Source organism: Enterobacter sp. CM29 (assembly GCF_013179605.1).
Lineage (GTDB): Bacteria > Pseudomonadota > Gammaproteobacteria > Enterobacterales > Enterobacteriaceae > Enterobacter > Enterobacter intestinihominis.
The window spans coordinates 1-17,885 of the sequence record NZ_JABMCU010000087.1; the positions used below are offsets into that span (position 1 = coordinate 1).

The window sequence follows — 17,885 nt, forward strand, 5'->3', positions numbered from 1 at the left end:
GTAGCCAAACAGCGCCAGCGCCAGCAGGCCGATATTCAACAGCAGCGGCAGCATAATGTTTTGCAGGGTATCAAGCATCAGGGTGCCAAAAGGCACCTGCCACACCAGCCGCATACCGGTTGAGTTGAGCGATGAGGCAATCTCAATCTTCGAGCCATTAAATGAGATCGCTACGCTGTCCGGGCCTTCTTTATCCGACGGCGTGCGCATATTTTGGGTGCTGTTGTCTGGCTCCAGTCGGAAACTGTCCAGCGGCATATCCGGCGGGATAAGATCGTTAATTGGCAGATCGAAGGCAACCACTGTCGCCAGATGGCCCGGCTGGTTAAAGGTGGTTCGCAGCGTAAAGTAGTGGCCATTCTGCCAGGCAAGACGGCGTAATGACGAGAAACTTTCGCGCTCGTCCAGCGCGTTGGCCTGTTGCAGCATTTCTGCCCGACGGGAATCGACAATGCTGCCAACGGTGGTCTCTTTAAAGCCCGACGAGAGATCCTTAAGCGGCAGGGTCGAGATCAGGATCATGCTGTTGTCCTGACCGTTCAGGTAATACATGGACCACGGTACGGTCTCGGCGCCCCACAGGGTGTCCAGATAGGAGGAGATCCGCTGCGTCATCTCAAGCGTTGCGCTGTCGTGCGAGCCGAAAATCAGGGCTTCCGTCTTACGCTGCGGTTTTTCAAGGTAATACACATCCTGCTTAAGGCGCGTTTCCTGCAACCCTTCGCCTGATGAGGTGGCAGGTGCGGCGGCGATATTGTCGTAGATTTGCCAGGTCGCGTAGCGCCACGTATCAATGCGCTTATGCACCGCATGGGTGATATCGACAATTTGATAGCTTTTATCTTTAAGCCAGGTATTCACGGCGCTCTGAACCATCACTCCCATTGTGACTAACAGCACAACGATCAACAGAAGAAAGAAACGGGTGATGCTGCCCGGTAGAAGGGAGAATTTGCTCGGGGCGGTAGTTTCAGTCTGACTCATCGATGTGTTTAACCCGTAATGGCCGCGCGGTAATGGGATAGGGCAGTATAAAGGGTAATAACTGAATTTCCAGCGTCGTTATCGGTATGACCTTGACTTTTTATCTGTCGCAACCCGCTTCAACGTCATCCGTGTGAAAGATGTACAAAACCCAGTGAAATGTACAAATATGCTGTTACAACGGCAGTAAAATAGCACGAATTAACAAGAAATTAATTTTGAAAGTGAAAATGAAAATCTGTAAACGCCGGGCGATGGATTTAGTTAATAGTCGTTATCATTACAGACGGGTAGCACATAAAATGTCTGCTGACGTAAAGAAAGGTAAAAAAAAACCGAATGCGGAGCATCCGGTTCAATTAGGGATAAACAGACATTCAGAACTGAATGACGGTAATAAATAAAGTTAATGATGATAGCGAGGGTTATTTTAGTGGTGTTGACGGGAATTTTTTTGTCATTCAGTGCTGTACTCTTTTTTAAGTTAGTCTTTTGAATTTTATAGGATATATTTTTGTTTTGATTATCCGTGCTATATTTTTAAACTTTTGATGCTTTGTGAAAGTTCCTTGAAATTTACATATTGAAACATCTTGATGGTAAAGTGAAACATCTTCAAAGTTTTCGTATCATATTCCTGTTGGATTATTCTGCATTTTTGAGGAGAATGAACTTGCCGACTGGTTAAGAGGGTTGACCAGTAAGCAGTGGTAAATAATAAGGCATATAACAGAGGGTTAATAAAATGAAAGTTAAAGTACTGTCCCTCCTGGTACCAGCTCTGCTGGTGGCAGGCGCAGCAAATGCGGCTGAAATTTATAACAAAGACGGCAACAAATTAGATCTGTACGGTAAAGTGGATGGCCTGCACTATTTCTCTGATGACGACAGTGCAGACGGCGACCAGACCTACATGCGTCTGGGCTTCAAAGGCGAAACTCAGGTTAACGACCAGCTGACCGGTTACGGCCAGTGGGAATACCAGATCCAGGGTAACTCTGGTGAGAACGAAAACAACTCATGGACGCGTGTGGCGTTCGCAGGTCTGAAATTCGCTGATGCGGGTTCATTCGACTACGGTCGTAACTACGGCGTTGTTTACGATGTGACTTCCTGGACCGACGTTCTGCCGGAGTTCGGCGGCGATACCTACGGTTCTGACAACTTCATGCAGCAGCGTGGTAACGGCTTCGCGACCTACCGTAACCAGGACTTCTTCGGTCTGGTTGATGGTCTGAACTTCGCGTTGCAGTACCAGGGTAAAAACGGCAGCCCAAGCGGCGAAGGCCAGACCAACAACGGTCGTGACGCGCTGCGTCAGAACGGTGACGGCTACGGCGGCTCTCTGACTTACGATCTGGGCGAAGGCTTCGCACTCGGTACGGCAGTCACCAGTTCTAAACGTACTGCTGACCAGAACGCTGCGGGCTACTACGGTGAAGGCGATCGCGCAGAGACCTACACCGGTGGTCTGAAATACGACGCGAACAACATCTACCTGGCTGCACAGTATACTCAGACTTACAACGCGACCCGCGTTGGCGATCAGGGCTGGGCTAACAAAGCACAGAACTTCGAAGTGGTTGCTCAGTATCAGTTCGACTTCGGCCTGCGTCCATCCGTGGCTTACCTGCAGTCTAAAGGTAAAGACATCGAAAACTATGGCGATCAGGATATCCTGAAGTATGTTGACGTGGGTGCGACTTACTACTTCAACAAAAACATGTCCACCTATGTTGATTACAAAATCAATCTGCTGGATGAAAATGACTTCACCCGTCAGACAGGTATCGGTACTGACGATATCGTCGCGCTGGGTCTGGTTTACCAGTTCTAATTGCTCATACAGCGACAAAGGGGCCATCAGGCCCCTTTTTTCATGCTTTTTTAGGGTCTTACAAATACGCTGTTTTAGTGTACTCTTGCCGCCCTGGCATGAGGATAATAACCAATGGATATGACTTTTTTACGCGCCAGCGTTCTGGCGACTTTTTTACTCCTGACCGCGTGTGACTCTTCTACACAGCCCGCAAAAATCGACGCACCCGCCGCGACGGTGCTGGAAGGGAAAACCATGGGGACCTTCTGGCGCGTCAGCGTGATGGATATTGATAAGTCCCGCGCTGAAGAACTACGCGGTAAAATTCAGGCGCAGCTGGATGCCGACGATCAGCTACTCTCTACCTATAAAAATGACTCAGCGCTGATGCGTTTCAATCGCTCCAGCAGCACCTCGCTGTGGCCGGTGAGCGAAGCAATGGCCGATATCGTCACGGAAGCCATGCGCGTGGGCTACAAAACCAACGGCGCAATGGATGTGACCGTTGGGCCGCTGGTGAACCTGTGGGGATTTGGCCCCAACAAGCAGCCGGTGACCACACCCGATCAAGCCGCCATCGACGACGCCCGCGCGCGTACAGGGTTACAGCATCTGGCGGTGATCTCCCAGTACGGTCAGCAATACCTGCAAAAAGACATTCCCGACCTGTTTGTGGATCTCTCCACGGTAGGCGAGGGGTATGCTGCGGATCATCTCGCGGCCCTGATGGCGCAGGAAGGTATTCCCCGTTATCTGGTTTCCGTCGGGGGCGCGCTCGTCAGCCGGGGCATGAACGCCAGCGGCAGGCCGTGGCGAGTGGCCATCCAAAAACCAACCGATCAGCAGAACGCGGTGCAGGCGATTGTCGACATCAACGGGCACGGTATCAGCACCTCCGGAAGCTACCGCAACTATTACGAGCTGGATGGCAAACGTATCTCGCATGTGATTGATCCGCAAACCGGACGCCCGATTACCCACAACCTGGTGTCCGTGACGGTGATAGCGCCAACTGCGCTGGAAGCCGACGCCTGGGATACCGGATTGATGGTGCTCGGCACGGAGAAGGCCAAAGAGGTGGTGCGTCAGGAAGGGCTGGCCGTCTATATGATCACCAAAGAGGCTGACGGGTTTAAAACCTGGAGTTCACCGCAGTTCAACAGCTTCCTGGTGAGCGAAAAAAATTAAAAAGCAAGGTTGCGGGTTTTTGTTCGGTGGCGTTCAGGCAAGCTGAGCGTATGCTTGTAAGAGGAGCCGATGATGAAAAACACAACCTATCTTACCGATGAGGATCGCTGGCAGGCTGTTCTGGCCCGCGATCCGCGTGCGGATAACCAGTTTGTCTTTGCCGTGCAGACGACCGGCATTTATTGTCGTCCGTCCTGCCGTGCCCGCCACGCGCTGCGTAAAAATGTCTGCTTTTATCCTGATGCTCACCAGGCCGCGCAGGCGGGTTTCCGCCCCTGTAAGCGCTGTAGGCCGGACCAGGTCGACCCTATGGCGCAGAAAAAGGCCAACGTTGCGCTGGCCTGCCGACTGCTTGAGCAGGATGCCGCGCTGAACCTGGAGGCACTGGCGCAGCAGGTTGGCATGAGTCCGTTCCATTTCCACCGCTTGTTTAAATCCGTCACCGGCATGACGCCGAAAGCATGGCAGCAGGCCGCGCGTGAACAACGCCTGCGTAGCCTGCTTGCACAGGGCGGTAAAATCACCGACGCCGTACTGGCCGCTGGCTTCCCGGACGGCAGCAGCTACTACCGTAAAGCCAACGGCGCGCTGGGCATGACGGCGAAACAGTACCGTAACGGAGAGGCTGCGGTCCGCTATGCCATCAGCGACTGCTCGCTGGGCCACTGTCTGGTGGCGGAAAGCGAGCGCGGGATCTGCGCAATACTGCTGGGTGATGACGACGCCGGGCTGACGGCTGAGCTGCTGTCACTGTTTCCGCTTGCCGTCCGCGAACCGATGGAAGGCGCATTTGCCGGGCGTGTTCGTCAGGTGATTGCCTCTGTCGACAGCCGCGCGACGCCGTTGACGCTGCCGCTGGATATCCGGGGTACCGCCTTCCAGCAGCAGGTCTGGCAGGCGCTGCGGGCTATCCCCTGCGGTGAAACGGCAAGCTATCAGCAGGTGGCGAAGGCCATTGGTAAACCCAATGCCGTACGTGCCGTGGCGGGGGCCTGCGGAGCCAACAAACTGGCGATAGTTATCCCCTGTCACCGCGTGGTGCGTAACGACGGTGCGCTGTCGGGTTATCGCTGGGGCGCAGCGCGTAAGGTGCTATTGTTGAAACGTGAGGCGAACAACCCGGAGGGATAATGCTCGATCTTTTTGCTGATGCTGAACCCTGGCAGGAGCCGCTCGCGCCGGGGGCGACGATCCTGAGACGTTTTGCGCTTTCCCGCGCGGCGGCGCTGTTCGACGGTATTGATACCGTCACCGCCCGTTCGCCGTTTCGCCATATGGTCACGCCGGGCGGGTATACCATGTCCGTGGCGATGACCAACTGCGGCGAACTGGGATGGGCGACGAATGAGCGGGGCTATGTATATGCCGCGAACGACCCGCTGACGGATAGGCCGTGGCCGCCGATGCCGGAGGCGTTTCAGGCGCTGTGTCACGATGCCGCCGTCGCGGCCGGCTATCCTGATTTTCGTCCCGATGCCTGTCTGATCAACCGCTATGCCGTCGGGGCAAAGCTCTCCCTGCATCAGGATAAGGACGAGCCTGACCTGCGCGCGCCGATTGTCTCGGTATCCCTTGGGCTGCCCGCTGTCTTTCAGTTTGGCGGCCTGCGGCGCAACGACCCGCTTAAACGGCTGATGCTGGAGCATGGCGATGTGGTGGTCTGGGGCGGTGAATCACGGCTTTTTTATCACGGTATTCAGCCACTTAAACCAGGCGATCACCCGGTGGCGGGGGCGTTTCGCTACAACCTCACGTTCCGCCAGGCAGCGTACAGAGAATAAAAATAAGAATTATTCTTGATGTGTGTGAAAGGCAGTTTACACTGCTGGCTGATTTTTCTTGTCCGGATTGCTCTGCATGCAACTACTTCTTCTTGTCTGGCGGCAGTATCGCTGGCCTTTTATCGCGGTGATGGCGCTAAGCCTTGCCAGCGCGGCGCTGGGGATCGGCCTGATTGCCTTCATTAACGTGCGTTTGATCGAAATGGTCGACACGTCACTCTCCGTCCTGCCGGAATTTCTGGGTTTACTGCTGCTGCTGATGGCAGTCACGCTCGGGTCACAGCTGGCGCTGACCGCGCTCGGCCACCACTTCGTTTTCCGTCTGCGCAGCGAGTTCATCAAACGGATCCTTGATACTCAAGTGGAACGCATCGAACAGCTGGGAAGTGCTTCTCTGCTGGCGGGGCTGACCAGCGATGTGCGCGCCATTACCATCGCCTTTGTGCGCCTGCCGGAGCTGGTGCAGGGGATCATCCTGACCTTTGGCTCGGCAGCCTATCTCGCCTGGCTCTCCAGCAAAATGCTGGCGGTAACGGCACTGTGGATTGTTATTACCATCTGGGGCGGGTTCCTGCTGGTATCACGCGTCTATAAGCACATGGCGGTGCTGCGCGAAACGGAAGACAAGCTCTATAACGATTATCAGACAGTGCTGGAAGGGCGCAAAGAGCTGACGCTGAACCGCGAGCGCGCCGAACATATCTTCAACCATCTCTATATCCCGGATGCGCACGAATATCGTCATCACATTATTCGCGCCGATACGTTCCACCTGAGTGCCGTGAACTGGTCCAACATCATGATGCTGGGTGCCATTGGCCTGGTGTTCTGGATGGCGAACAGCCTGGGGTGGGCGGATACCAACGTGGCGGCAACGTACTCCCTGACGCTGCTGTTTTTACGCACGCCGCTGCTGTCGGCCGTTGGCGCACTGCCGACGCTGCTGAGCGCACAGGTGGCCTTCAACAAGCTGAAGAAGTTCGACCTTGCGCCGTTTAAGGCTGAGTTCCCGCGCCCGCAGGCCTTCCCGAACTGGCAAACGCTTGAGCTGCGTAACGTGACCTTCCGTTATCAGGATAACGCCTTCTCCGTGGGGCCGATAAATCTGACCATTCACCGCGGCGAACTGCTGTTCCTGATCGGCGGTAACGGCAGCGGCAAATCCACGCTGGCGATGCTGCTGACGGGCCTCTACCAGCCGCAGTCAGGCGAAATTTTGCTGGATGGTAAAGCGCTGAGCGCGGAGAAACCGGAGGACTACCGCAAGCTCTTCTCGGCGGTATTTACCGACGTCTGGCTGTTCGACCGGCTGCTGGGCCCGGAAGGGCAGCAGGCGGATCCGGCGCTGGTGGAGAAGTGGCTTGCGCATCTGCAAATGTCACACAAGCTGGAGCTACAGGATGGCAAAATCCTGAATCTCAAGCTGTCGAAAGGGCAGAAGAAGCGCGTGGCGCTGCTGCTGGCGCTGGCCGAAGAGCGCGACATCATCCTGCTGGATGAATGGGCCGCCGATCAGGACCCGCACTTCCGTCGCGAGTTTTATCAGGTCCTGCTGCCGCTGATGCAGGCGATGGGGAAAACCATTTTTGCCATCAGCCATGACGATCACTACTTCATTCACGCCGACCGTCTGCTGGAGATGCGCGACGGCAAACTGAGCGAGCTGACCGGCGATGAGCGCGATGCGGCGTCACGGGACGCGGTGGCGCGCACGGCCTGATTGCAATTGTGCCGGGTGGCCCCCGGCACACTCATTTTTCATATATGCCGTTTTTTTCTCCATCCCGACCCGCCGTTTATTCTTATTTACATATCCCCGCGCTATGCTTAACGCCAACTCATTTAATGGATTTATGATTGATGTCGGTATTAAAGAAAAACAGCGCCAGGCAGCGTGACCAGGAGCGTGCGCGGCTCATCTGGCTCCTGACGACCGATAAAGCGGTCACGTCAACGTTATTGGGTAAGCTAACCCTGGCTGAGCAATATGATGTCGGCACGCTGGCCGACGATATTGCTGAGGTAGGTGCGCTGGTTGCACATTTACCGCCTCCGGATCTGGCGGACACCCTGGAGGCATTGCCTTCCGAGGAGCGCCACGCCCTGTGGCGGCTGGTGCAGGATCACGAGCGCGGTCAGGTGCTGCTTGAAGCCTCGGAAAACGTCTGGGATGACCTTATCGATGAGATGAGCGATCGGGACATTCTTGACGCCCTGCAAACGCTGGATATCGATGAGCAGATTTACCTCGTTCAGCATCTTCCGCGCAACCTGACCGGACGCCTGCTGGCTTCCCTGCCTGCCGAGGAGCGGGCGCGCGTGCGTCAGGTGATGCACTACGAGAAAAACAGCGTCGGCGCGATCATGGAGTTTGGCGTCATCACCGTGCGTCCGGACGTCACCCTGGGTACGGTGCAGCGCTATCTTCGTCGCCTGGGCAGTATGCCGGACAACACCGATAAACTGTTCGTCACCTCGCGGGATAAAACCCTGCTCGGGGAGCTGGAGCTGAAAACGATCCTGCTGAACAGCACCCAGCAGCGGGTAAGTGAGGTCATGGAAACCGAGCCGATGGTCTTCTCGCCGGAAGACGATGCCGAAAAAGCGGCGCGTACCTTCGAACGTGATGACCTGGTGAGCGCGGCGGTGGTGGATTCGGTGGGCAAGCTGATGGGGCGTCTGACCATTGATGAGATCGTTGACGTGGTCTATGAAGAGACCGATAACGACCTGCGTGCCCTTGGCGGTATCAGTGCCGAAGACGATGTTCATGCCTCCGTCGGCAAGGCCGTCAAAACCCGCTGGGCGTGGCTCGCCATCAATTTATGCACCGCGTTCGTGGCGTCCCGCGTTATTGACGGCTTCGAACATACCATTTCCCAGCTGGTGGCCCTGGCGTCGTTGATGCCGATTGTGGCGGGGATCGGCGGGAACACCGGCAACCAGACTATCACCATGATCGTTCGCGCCCTGGCGCTGGAAAACATTCAGCCGGGTAATTTTTCGTGGCTGATTTTCAGGGAGATGGGCGTCGCGCTGATTAACGGCCTGGTCTGGGGCGGCATCATGGGCGGCATTACCTGGTGGCTGTACGATGATATGGCGCTGGGCGGGGTCATGATGCTGGCGATGGTGCTGAACCTGCTGGTGGCGGCGATGATGGGCGTGATTATCCCATTAACGATGACCCGGCTGGGGCGCGACCCCGCGGTGGGGTCGAGCGTAATGATCACCGCCATTACCGATACCGGCGGTTTCTTTATTTTTCTTGGACTGGCGACGATTTTTCTTCTGTAGCCAGTGCTTTTTGCTTAAGTCGGGCAGGGAGGATGAACATCATCACAATCCCGCCCAGCACGCCAATCGCCAGGTTGCCGGTGGAAACCGTTGCCACAACCGTCACCAGCATCACGACGGTTTCAGCCACCGGCGCGTTTTTCAGCGTTCCGGGCTGAACGCTATGCCAGCTAAAGGTCTTGAAGGCCACAATGGCCATAATACCCGCCAGTACCGCCATCGGGATTTTGGCCATCACCTCACTGAGCGCCGTAACCAGCACAAGCAGTACGATACCCGCCGCAAGGGTGGAGATACGGCTTCTGCCTTTCCCCATCTCAACGTTAACGATGGTCTGCCCAATCATCGCGCAGCCCGCAATGCCGCCGTAGAACCCGGCCATAATATTCCCCACGCCCAGACCGATGCTCTCGCGGCGCTTGCTTGAAGGGGTAACGGTCAGTTCATCCACCAGTTTTGCCGTCAGCAAGGATTCCAGCAGGCCAACAAAAGCGATACTTAGCGCACACGGCCAGATAATGCTCAGGGTTTCCAGATTGAGCGGCACCAGCAGTTGCGTAAAGCCCGGCAAACCGCCGCTCATGGAGCCTTCATCCCCTACCGTCGGCAGGATTTGCCCGCTGGTGACGGTGAACAAAGTCAGCAGCACAATGGCAATCAGCGGGGAGGGTACGCTTTTAATATAGCGTGGCACCCACAGCACAATCAGCAGCGTCAGCACGAACAGGCCCACTATCAGCGGGCTTCGGCTCCAGAAATGGGGCACCTGGGCAAAGAAAATCAAAATGCCAAGGGCGTTAACAAACCCGGTCATCACCGACTGGGGAATAAAGCGCATCAGCCGCGCCATTCCCAGCGCGCCGAACAGGATCTGAATCACGCCAGCCATCACCACCGCGGGCAGAATGTACTGTACGCCGTGTTGATGGACCATCGGGCCAATCACCAGCGCGACGGAACCGGCCGCCGCCGTCACCATGGCCGGACGCCCGCCGAGCAGGGAAAGGGCGAAACAGAGCACCACGGAGGCGATAAGGCTCACTTTCGGATCCACGCCCGCGACCACGGAAAACGAAATCACTTCCGGGATCAGCGCCAGCGCGGTAATCACGCCGGCCAGGGTTTCGCGCATCAGACGTTGAGGCGAACGTAAAACGGTGGCGACATGGCCTTCTTGGGGTACAGACGAGTGAGGTAATGACATAACAATTCGCTGGTAGGGGCAGGCTTCCGTGCGCGCGATCACAAAGTGCAGCATCATAGCCAGGAAAATCGTCGGGTGCCAGCCTGTATGCCAAAACCCTACAAACAATCCATCATTAAATTTCACAATTACAATAATTTCGTAACCTTTAAACAATATTTAAAAGTTGCTACCGTGCCACCGCAGCGTGTTTCACCTGTAATTTCTACGCATCAAGCACTATTCAACTAAGGCATAAATGATGAAAAAAATGACTGCCGTGCTCTTTTCTCTGGCCGTGGGGCTGAACGCCGTCTCGCTGGCGGCGAAGGCTGACGCACCAAAAGAGCAGGAAACGGATGTCCTTTTAATTGGTGGCGGCATCATGAGCGCCACGCTGGGCACATATCTTCAGGAATTAGAGCCGAACTGGTCCATGACCATGGTCGAGCGCCTTGATGGCGTGGCGCAGGAAAGCTCTAACGGCTGGAATAACGCCGGGACGGGGCACTCGGCACTTATGGAACTGAACTATACGCCGCAGAAAAAGGACGGTTCCATTAGTATCGAGAAGGCGGTAGAGATCAACGAAGCGTTCCAGATCTCACGTCAGTTCTGGTCTCACCAGGTGAACAGCGGTGTGTTGCACAATCCGCACTCCTTCATCAACACCGTTCCGCACATGAGCTTTGTGTGGGGCGATCAAAACGTCAACTTCCTGCGCGCGCGCTACGCAGCCCTGCAACAGAGCACGCTGTTCCGCGGGATGAAATACTCTGAAGATCACGCTCAAATCAAAGAGTGGGCGCCGCTGGTTATGGAAGGCCGCGATCCGAACCAGAAAGTGGCGGCGACCCGCACTGAAATTGGTACTGACGTTAACTACGGTGAAATCACCCGTCAGCTGGTGGCCTCTCTGAAGAAAAAAGAGAACTTTAACCTGCAACTCAGCTCCGAAGTGCGTGGTTTCAAGCGCAACGCGGATAACAGCTGGAGCGTGACCGTTGCCGATCTGAAAAACAACGAAGCCGAGCATGTGATTAAGGCGAAGTTCGTGTTTATCGGTGCTGGCGGCGCGGCGCTGAAACTGTTGCAGGAGTCCGGTATTCCGGAAGCGGACGACTACGCCGGCTTCCCGGTTGGCGGCCAGTTCCTGGTGTCGGAAAACCCTGAAGTGGTTAACCGTCATCTGGCTAAAGTGTACGGTCAGGCTTCTGTTGGTGCGCCACCGATGTCCGTTCCCCATATCGACACCCGTATGCTGGACGGTAAGCGCGTGGTGCTGTTCGGGCCGTTCGCTACATTCTCTACCAAGTTCCTGAAAAACGGTTCCCTGTGGGATCTGCTGAGCGCGACCACGACGTCAAACGTCAAGCCAATGATGGACGTGGGACTGGATAACTTCGATCTGGTGAAATACCTGATTAGCCAGGTGATGCTCTCTGATGAAGAACGCTTCGAGGCGCTGAAAGAGTACTATCCGCAGGCGAAGAAAGAAGACTGGCGTCTGTGGCAGGCGGGTCAGCGCGTGCAGATCATCAAACGCGATCCGAAAGAGGGCGGTGTGCTGCGTCTGGGTACCGAAGTAGTAAGCGATAAGGATGGCACTATTGCCGCGCTGCTGGGAGCATCCCCGGGGGCGTCTACCGCTGCGCCAATCATGCTACACCTGATGGAAAAAGTGTTTAAGGACAAAGTATCCAGCCCGGAATGGCAGGCGAAGCTGAAAACCATTATTCCATCCTACGGTACGAAGCTGAACGGTAACGTTGACGCCACGGAACAAGAGCTGGAATACACCAGCCGCGTTCTGCAACTGCAATACGTCAAACCGCAGGCTGCGGATGCTGCGCCACAGGCAGAGCTGAAGCCGCAGGCGGAAAGCAAGCCGGTGGCGGATATCGCGCTGTAAGCTAAACGCAAAACGGTAACATCCGTTACCGTTTTTCGTGTTTTCTCCCTCTCCCACCGGGAGAGGGTTGGCGTGAGGGCACAAGAACGCACCCTTTCCAGGTCGGGTAAGCGTGAGCGCCACCCGACTTATTTTTAACGTACTACCGCTTGCCCGACAGTCTCGTCCGCCTTCCATACGCGATATTTCACATCCACGTTTTCCGGCGTATATACGACAATCGGCAGCTTGCTGTTATAGCGCAGCAGACTGTTATCACCCAGATAGGCGGTGATAAATTTCTTCTCTTTCTTGCCGTCCGGGCACGCCATCATGGTGGAGACTGGCGAGGTTACTTTGTCGAAGACATAGTAGTCATAACCCCAGCCTTCCAGTGTTTTGCTTTCCAGTTGGCCGCCCAGACGATGCTGGTTGCAGTCCACTTCCAGCGTCTGGCCGATTAACAGCTCGACTTTGAAATTCCCTTCATTCTGCTGAGCCGGGAGCTGAATAACCTGGCGCTTCATCCCTTTGTCCGCTTGCGGATACGGGGCAACTTTTTCCAGCGGCTGCTCTTTTGGGGTTTCGCTGGCGAAAGCGCTGGTGCTCGCGCACGCAGCGGCGATAAGGGCGATGGCAAATTTAGGTGCGTTTTTCACTGTCATTCCTTTTTGTTAAAACGATCCCGGAAAGACTAACATAATGTATGTGAATGGTTGGCGTAATTTACTCACATTTTCATTTTAAACGGAGTAAAGCACTGCCTTTATGCTCTTTTATTGGTGTTTAATGCTGTGGTGGAGTCGGTGCAGAGATCGTGTTATTTTACGCGTTAATTATTGTTATTCATCTGTAAAGGGAGAAGAGATGGTACGGGAAAAACTGAAGACACCTGAAGGCCGCAAGTTCCTGCTGGCGTTACTGGTTGTGTTTATGATTGCTGCTGCATGCGTGGGGCGAGCAACCATTGTCGGCGTGATCGAGCAGTACAACATCCCGCTCTCTGCGTGGACAACCAGCATGTTTGTCCTGCAATCAGCGATGATCTTTGTTTACAGTCTGGTGTTCACCGTCCTGCTGGCGATTCCGCTGGGGATTTTCTTTCTCGGTGGGCGTGAGAAGCACTAAGCATAGTGCATGCGAAGACAGGCAATAAAAAACCAGCCATAAGCGGCTGGTTTTTTTGTGTATTATTTTGTTGTTAGTGTGCACATCCCTGTGCTGCCTTTCTGGCAGCGTAGGATGTTTTGGTCATTTATTCATAGAAGATTGTGAATTCCGCAGCAGCATTAGCGGGACCGGCCTTCAGCGGAACCACGGTGCTTCCGGAGACGGACCTAAGACGGGAGTAGCGTGCTCTGAGGGGTATGGTATAACTGGTGGCATCACTGCCTATGTAATACTGATTTAAAAACGCTTTGCCACGCCAGTTATGCCAGGAGTTGTCAAGCGCGTTCGTATAGATTCCATTTTCTATCGCTGGATCGTCTATATGGATACAAATGCCTTCAGCACCATTAGCGGCAGGATCGGTTTTCAAACATCTTTCGCCCACAGGGGTAAATCCTGTCTCACCGACCGGATCCAGTCGATACGCGATGACGCCCGGATAGTCAGGATCATTCACATAGGTATTGCTACTCCCTTCCCCCGCCCAGTTTGCGCTTTTATCATTGTAACGCCCAGCGATCACCGGGCAGTTAATAAGCTGAATGTTGAATTCCTTCCACGGTGAGTGCCAGCTAGTTCTTTGCATCTCATCTGTTATTTCATACTCGCCCAATTGTACGTTAACATCCGGTGTCTGACAGCTTCCTGCGACAACATTTATTGAGCCAGAGATAGTGATGCGATCGCTGTTAAGATTAAAGTTTGCTGCCATATTTTGCCCGGGTTCAGACCACGTAATGATTGCAGGGATATTGATGGGAACAGTCCATGTCCCGGCGGGTATATCACCAGTTTTAATCAGACGAAAATACAAATAGCTATTGCTTAGTTGTTGTGCTATTCCGCCAAAAGCTACTTCAGTGCTCAGCACCGTTTCCATCGTCCTCGGAAGATCAACAGCCGTGGTGATACTAGTGCCATGGGTCAGGCTATAACCTATACCTTGAATGCCCGTTTCGTAAACTTTTCTGCCATTAATCGTAGTGACGGTAGCAGGCGGCCCTCCTTCAAATTCTACTTTCGACGTGATGGAGAAGGTACTTGCACCGGTCGAGTCAGAGGTACAATCCATGTAGCGCATTGGCTGATAGATTGCGGGTGCGCGTGCGATATGTTGCTGAAATAACTCTTCGCCTACAGGCAGATCGCGAAGGGCACTGACCGTAATACCGCTGCCGAGGATCGGAATACTGAAGTTCCTGAAGTCAGGTGCCTCCGGTACGCTGATGTTGTTCACCTGGACGCTAGAACATGTCACCAACGCCTTGGCCGATGTGCAGTAGAACAGGGCGATACTGAGTATTGAACTCATAGCACTTATTTTTCGTAAAAATCGGTGTTGCTTACTCATGGTTTTATCCTGAATCGATTCATAGCGGCATAAGTCACTGCGAAACGCAGCGGCCATTTAGGGTAAGAATGTCGCCACTTTTTGCTTTATGACGGTTCGGTAATTGGTAATTAAGCAGACACCTCTGATGCGGATTTTTGCCCCATTGCACGTTCAGCTGTCCGCTTTGCTCAGGCAGACGGGCAAAAATGCGTCGTCCCTGGCCGACCACACCAACAATGTTATGGTTGCTGTCGAATACATCTGCGCCGAACGGTACGCGAGACTCGTCATCCAGCACTATCAACACTGGTGTACCCATGGTAGTGCCATAGCTGAGCTTAACCACGGCGCCGCTGTAAGGTGCCACTTTTTGACTGGTCATGTTCAGCTCTATATCGTCGGGTAAGCCTTTCGGATCGAGGTTCACTTCGTTCATCTGCCAGGCGTTAAGATAGGGCACTAAGGCATAGCCAAAACGGTCAATACTCACGCCGGGATAACTGCTTACGGCAGCCCCTTTCGCCCCTTTCGCTTCCACCAGCGCGACTGTATCGGCGCTATAAGGTGAAAGAGTAATGCCACCGCTGTGCAGCACGGCGGTACCATTCATGCCCAGAGAAAAGTTGTGATAATTTTTGCCCTTGCCCGCACCGGCCTGAATAGTACTTACCGGAGTGCGCAACGAGCTGTTAAAGGCTCCGCTAGTGGAACTGCCTTTATTCGCATGGGCAGCGCTCAGGCTATAGCTGAGCGCATTACTTTCCAGCGCGGTGCCGCTCAGCCCGATTTGCTCACGCATTCGACCGTCATTATCCCGGTTAAGGTTGACCGACATTTGGCTAAACAGATTCTCACCAGAGAAGGGAATGCTCATGCTTAGCATATAGCGAGTCTCATAATCGCCTTCGCCGTTGCGGTTACGACTGGCGCTCAAACTGTAGTTGAACCTGCCGATGTGGTTGTTATAGCCAAACTGGTATTGACGGTCGCTCCCATGTTGATTCCAATAGTCCTGTTGATAGAGACTGGCGTAAACATTACCCCAGCCATCCGGTAGTCGTTGGTTTGCCGTCATTCCTAGTCGGTTTTTGGGACGGTACAGCCCATCCAGTCTGACATTGTGAGCCATCGCCTCACGCAGTTGCATGGCAGACATATAATCCAAATAACCTTCGGTAGAGAAGCGATAGGCCGCGACGCTGATATTACTGCCAGTCTGCTGGATCATATGGCTGTATTTCAGCTGGTAGCTTTCACCAGACATCGTTCGGCCAAATGAGTCATATTCCTTTGATAGCGCCGTTCTGGCGTGAGTCACATCAAATGAGAAAGCCCCCACAGTGGTGCCCAACGCAAGTCCCATCTGCCCCGCTTGATAATCTTCATTACCCTGAATGCCGGTATAGGCCGTGAACCGATTGGAAATCCCCCGTCGCCAGGTAAATTCAGCAAGAAGCGGTTCATCCTCTACCCAGCCTTTACGAAGCGCACCGAGAGTTGCGCTGTAATGGGTAATGCCTGGACGCAGAAGATTACTGGTTGAGGCGAACGGCACGCTCTGACGCTGCACGGAACCATCAGCTTCTTCAATGATAACTTCAAGTTCACCACCATAGCCGGTGGGGTAGAGATCGTTAATTTCAAAAGCCCCAGGCGCGACGGTAGTCTCATACAGCAGGCGGTTCTGCTGCATCACTTTCACCTTGGCATTGGTTCTGGCGATGCCCGTAATTAACGGCGCATAGCCACGTTGAGAGTTAGGTAACATTTGCTCAGCATTCGCCAGTTGAATACCGCGAAAGGCAAGCGTATCGAATTGTTCGCCAGTGGTGTGAGCATCTCCGAGAGTAAGCTGGCTGCTTAACGCTGGAATGTGGCGCTGAACGTAGGTATCGAGTGATTGGTAGTGACGGCCTACATTATCCTGCCAACTCAGGCTGCCATTATGACGAAAATGCCACCCCATGATATTCAGACCGCTGTTAATACCGGCATAAAACGCGTCGCTTTGCGTACTATGCGTTACGTTGCGATAAAAATTGGTGTTGTAATTCAGGATGCCGGCGTTAATACCTTCATCCCACAGGGCCGGGTTAACATAGCCTCGTGGACGTTTAATCAGATAAATATCGGCAACAGACAAAGTTAACGTATGCTCACCAGTATCTAGCTCAACGTTTGCTTCGGGCAGGATCTTCTCAACGGGCAGATACTCTTCATCATCCGCATTATTCAGTAATTTCAGCGATGCATCTGAAAGCTTTCCGGTATCCAGCTCCAGGTTAATTAAGGTCTTCTTTGAAAGACATATTTCCCCTTCCGCAGTCACATCTGAACCATCGGATACCTGGAGGTCATACTGACCCATGCTAATATCATTGATGATGACATTAACGTTATATTTCCCCGGCACAGGTGCATCTTCCTGAAAGCGGGTAATATCAATACGGTTTTTGCTATCCGGGTTAATAAAATGGGTATTAAATTCAGCATAAGAAGTATCAGCACCATAAGCGACAGGAAAAAAGACCGTAGCAATAGCAATCGCTAACGGACAAAGCTTTAGCGTGCCGTTAATCTTAAAATTAAGGTTCCGTTCCATAATATCTTCCTGTAACTACGCTTTATAATCTGTTTTGTGGCACTACTTTTTCTCGATCTCAATGAGACGCATGGCGCCGTAATCATTGATAATGAATGGGTAGTAATTTCCTGTATTGCGACTGAGCGTAAAGGCTTTTGTCCCACCTGGTGCTATCATCCCGCCGTTGCCAAGGCTCACTTTTCCTTCGCGATCTGCTGCAAAATAAGCCACGTTGATAAAGTAAGGTGTAGGATTGGTGGCGGTGACGGTGGTGCCCAGTCGAGACCATTTAACCTGCTGTTGTGCATCGCTTGCATTTATCGCTAAACCGGCCGGACGGAAGAAAACTTTCAGGCGGGAGCGGAATGCCATTTGCAGCATGCTCTTACCTTCTGTGTTATTCACCTTTGCAGGGATTTCCAGCACGTTAAGATAGAAGACGGATTCTTTATCGGTAGGTAGCGACTCACCGGTATAACGTATCCGCAACGACTGACCTTTTCCGGGATTAACGCGGTTGATAGGCGGAGTTAGGGTAAAGGGCGCTTGCGCGGTGTCTGGACGGGACTCGCGTTCGCCAGAATCAATCCAGGACTGAATTAATACTGGTGATTTTCCGTTATTCGTCATTTTGAGCGAGACTTCTTTATCTTTC

General features: G+C 53.6%; 13 protein-coding genes and 1 pseudogene. 8 read left to right on the forward strand and 6 right to left on the reverse strand.

Annotated elements, in window-relative coordinates:
* Nucleotides 1-984 (reverse strand): annotated as a pseudogene (locus HP459_RS12510) (phosphotransferase RcsD); the annotation flags it as partial.
* 745 nt (nucleotides 985-1,729) lie between these two features.
* Between HP459_RS12510 and HP459_RS12515 the strand changes: the two are divergent.
* The 6 genes from HP459_RS12515 (at nucleotide 1,730) to mgtE (ending at nucleotide 9,069) form a co-directional block, all read left to right on the forward strand.
* Nucleotides 1,730-2,821, forward strand: coding sequence for a porin OmpC (locus tag HP459_RS12515; RefSeq protein WP_023306624.1), 1,092 nt, complete (start codon nucleotides 1,730-1,732; stop codon nucleotides 2,819-2,821).
* A gap of 114 nt (nucleotides 2,822-2,935) precedes the next feature.
* Nucleotides 2,936-3,991 (forward strand): FAD:protein FMN transferase ApbE, encoded by a 1,056-nt coding sequence (apbE, locus tag HP459_RS12520; protein WP_023300605.1) that lies wholly within the window; start codon nucleotides 2,936-2,938, stop codon nucleotides 3,989-3,991.
* 72 nt (nucleotides 3,992-4,063) lie between these two features.
* Entirely contained in the window at nucleotides 4,064-5,122 is a 1,059-nt protein-coding gene (ada, locus tag HP459_RS12525; protein WP_023300604.1) for a bifunctional DNA-binding transcriptional regulator/O6-methylguanine-DNA methyltransferase Ada, read from the forward strand.
* Nucleotides 5,122-5,772 carry a DNA oxidative demethylase AlkB gene (alkB, locus tag HP459_RS12530; RefSeq protein ID WP_063150346.1) on the forward strand — a complete coding sequence of 217 codons (651 nt, stop codon included), beginning with the start codon at nucleotides 5,122-5,124 and terminating at the stop codon, nucleotides 5,770-5,772. The genes ada and alkB overlap by 1 nt, the downstream gene beginning before the upstream one ends.
* A gap of 76 nt (nucleotides 5,773-5,848) precedes the next feature.
* On the forward strand, nucleotides 5,849-7,492 hold the full coding sequence (locus HP459_RS12535) for a multidrug ABC transporter permease/ATP-binding protein (protein ID WP_003859392.1): 1,644 nt from the start codon (nucleotides 5,849-5,851) through the stop codon (nucleotides 7,490-7,492).
* A gap of 140 nt (nucleotides 7,493-7,632) precedes the next feature.
* Nucleotides 7,633-9,069 (forward strand): magnesium transporter, encoded by a 1,437-nt coding sequence (mgtE, locus tag HP459_RS12540; protein WP_006811337.1) that lies wholly within the window; start codon nucleotides 7,633-7,635, stop codon nucleotides 9,067-9,069.
* Here the strand turns inward: mgtE and HP459_RS12545 are convergent.
* Entirely contained in the window at nucleotides 9,032-10,327 is a 1,296-nt protein-coding gene (locus HP459_RS12545) for a SulP family inorganic anion transporter (protein ID WP_171936275.1), read from the reverse strand. The two genes, mgtE and HP459_RS12545, sit on opposite strands and share 38 nt — an antisense overlap.
* A 187-nt stretch (nucleotides 10,328-10,514) precedes the next feature.
* Between HP459_RS12545 and mqo the strand changes: the two genes are divergently transcribed.
* On the forward strand, nucleotides 10,515-12,164 hold the full coding sequence (gene mqo / locus HP459_RS12550) for a malate dehydrogenase (quinone) (RefSeq protein ID WP_171936276.1): 1,650 nt from the start codon (nucleotides 10,515-10,517) through the stop codon (nucleotides 12,162-12,164).
* 134 nt (nucleotides 12,165-12,298) lie between these two features.
* Here the strand turns inward: mqo and eco are convergent, their stop codons facing one another.
* Nucleotides 12,299-12,808: a serine protease inhibitor ecotin gene (eco, locus tag HP459_RS12555; protein WP_032622478.1), complete on the reverse strand. Its 510-nt coding sequence runs from the start codon at nucleotides 12,806-12,808 to the stop codon at nucleotides 12,299-12,301.
* Between the two features lie 202 nt (nucleotides 12,809-13,010).
* Here eco and HP459_RS12560 point away from each other — a divergent pair, with 202 nt between their 5' ends.
* On the forward strand, nucleotides 13,011-13,271 hold the full coding sequence (locus tag HP459_RS12560; protein ID WP_006811332.1) for a DUF2534 family protein: 261 nt from the start codon (nucleotides 13,011-13,013) through the stop codon (nucleotides 13,269-13,271).
* Between the two features lie 127 nt (nucleotides 13,272-13,398).
* On the opposite strand, the gene HP459_RS12565 is transcribed toward HP459_RS12560, so the two are convergent.
* The 3 genes from HP459_RS12565 to HP459_RS12575 form a co-directional block, all read right to left on the reverse strand.
* Nucleotides 13,399-14,664 (reverse strand): fimbrial protein, encoded by a 1,266-nt coding sequence (locus tag HP459_RS12565; RefSeq protein WP_045308665.1) that lies wholly within the window; start codon nucleotides 14,662-14,664, stop codon nucleotides 13,399-13,401.
* Nucleotides 14,665-14,698: 34 nt separating this feature from the next.
* Entirely contained in the window at nucleotides 14,699-17,248 is a 2,550-nt protein-coding gene (locus HP459_RS12570) for a fimbria/pilus outer membrane usher protein (RefSeq protein ID WP_052952465.1), read from the reverse strand.
* A gap of 42 nt (nucleotides 17,249-17,290) precedes the next feature.
* The coding region (locus HP459_RS12575; RefSeq protein WP_171936274.1) for a molecular chaperone at nucleotides 17,291-17,885 on the reverse strand (595 nt) is incomplete at its 5' end.

What these genes read in the sequence shown, in the direction of transcription:
- HP459_RS12515 (WP_023306624.1), top strand. Translation starts at nt 1,730, where the DNA reads ATGAAAGTTAAAGTACTGTCCCTCCTGGTACCAGCTCTGCTGGTGGCA.
- apbE (WP_023300605.1), top strand. Translation starts at nt 2,936, where the DNA reads ATGGATATGACTTTTTTACGCGCCAGCGTTCTGGCGACTTTTTTACTC.
- ada (WP_023300604.1), top strand. Translation starts at nt 4,064, where the DNA reads ATGAAAAACACAACCTATCTTACCGATGAGGATCGCTGGCAGGCTGTT.
- alkB (WP_063150346.1), top strand. Translation starts at nt 5,122, where the DNA reads ATGCTCGATCTTTTTGCTGATGCTGAACCCTGGCAGGAGCCGCTCGCG.
- HP459_RS12535 (WP_003859392.1), top strand. Translation starts at nt 5,849, where the DNA reads ATGCAACTACTTCTTCTTGTCTGGCGGCAGTATCGCTGGCCTTTTATC.
- mgtE (WP_006811337.1), top strand. Translation starts at nt 7,633, where the DNA reads ATGTCGGTATTAAAGAAAAACAGCGCCAGGCAGCGTGACCAGGAGCGT.
- HP459_RS12545 (WP_171936275.1), bottom strand. Translation starts at nt 10,327, where the DNA reads ATGCTGCACTTTGTGATCGCGCGCACGGAAGCCTGCCCCTACCAGCGA.
- mqo (WP_171936276.1), top strand. Translation starts at nt 10,515, where the DNA reads ATGAAAAAAATGACTGCCGTGCTCTTTTCTCTGGCCGTGGGGCTGAAC.
- eco (WP_032622478.1), bottom strand. Translation starts at nt 12,808, where the DNA reads ATGACAGTGAAAAACGCACCTAAATTTGCCATCGCCCTTATCGCCGCT.
- HP459_RS12560 (WP_006811332.1), top strand. Translation starts at nt 13,011, where the DNA reads ATGGTACGGGAAAAACTGAAGACACCTGAAGGCCGCAAGTTCCTGCTG.
- HP459_RS12565 (WP_045308665.1), bottom strand. Translation starts at nt 14,664, where the DNA reads ATGAGTAAGCAACACCGATTTTTACGAAAAATAAGTGCTATGAGTTCA.
- HP459_RS12570 (WP_052952465.1), bottom strand. Translation starts at nt 17,248, where the DNA reads ATGGAACGGAACCTTAATTTTAAGATTAACGGCACGCTAAAGCTTTGT.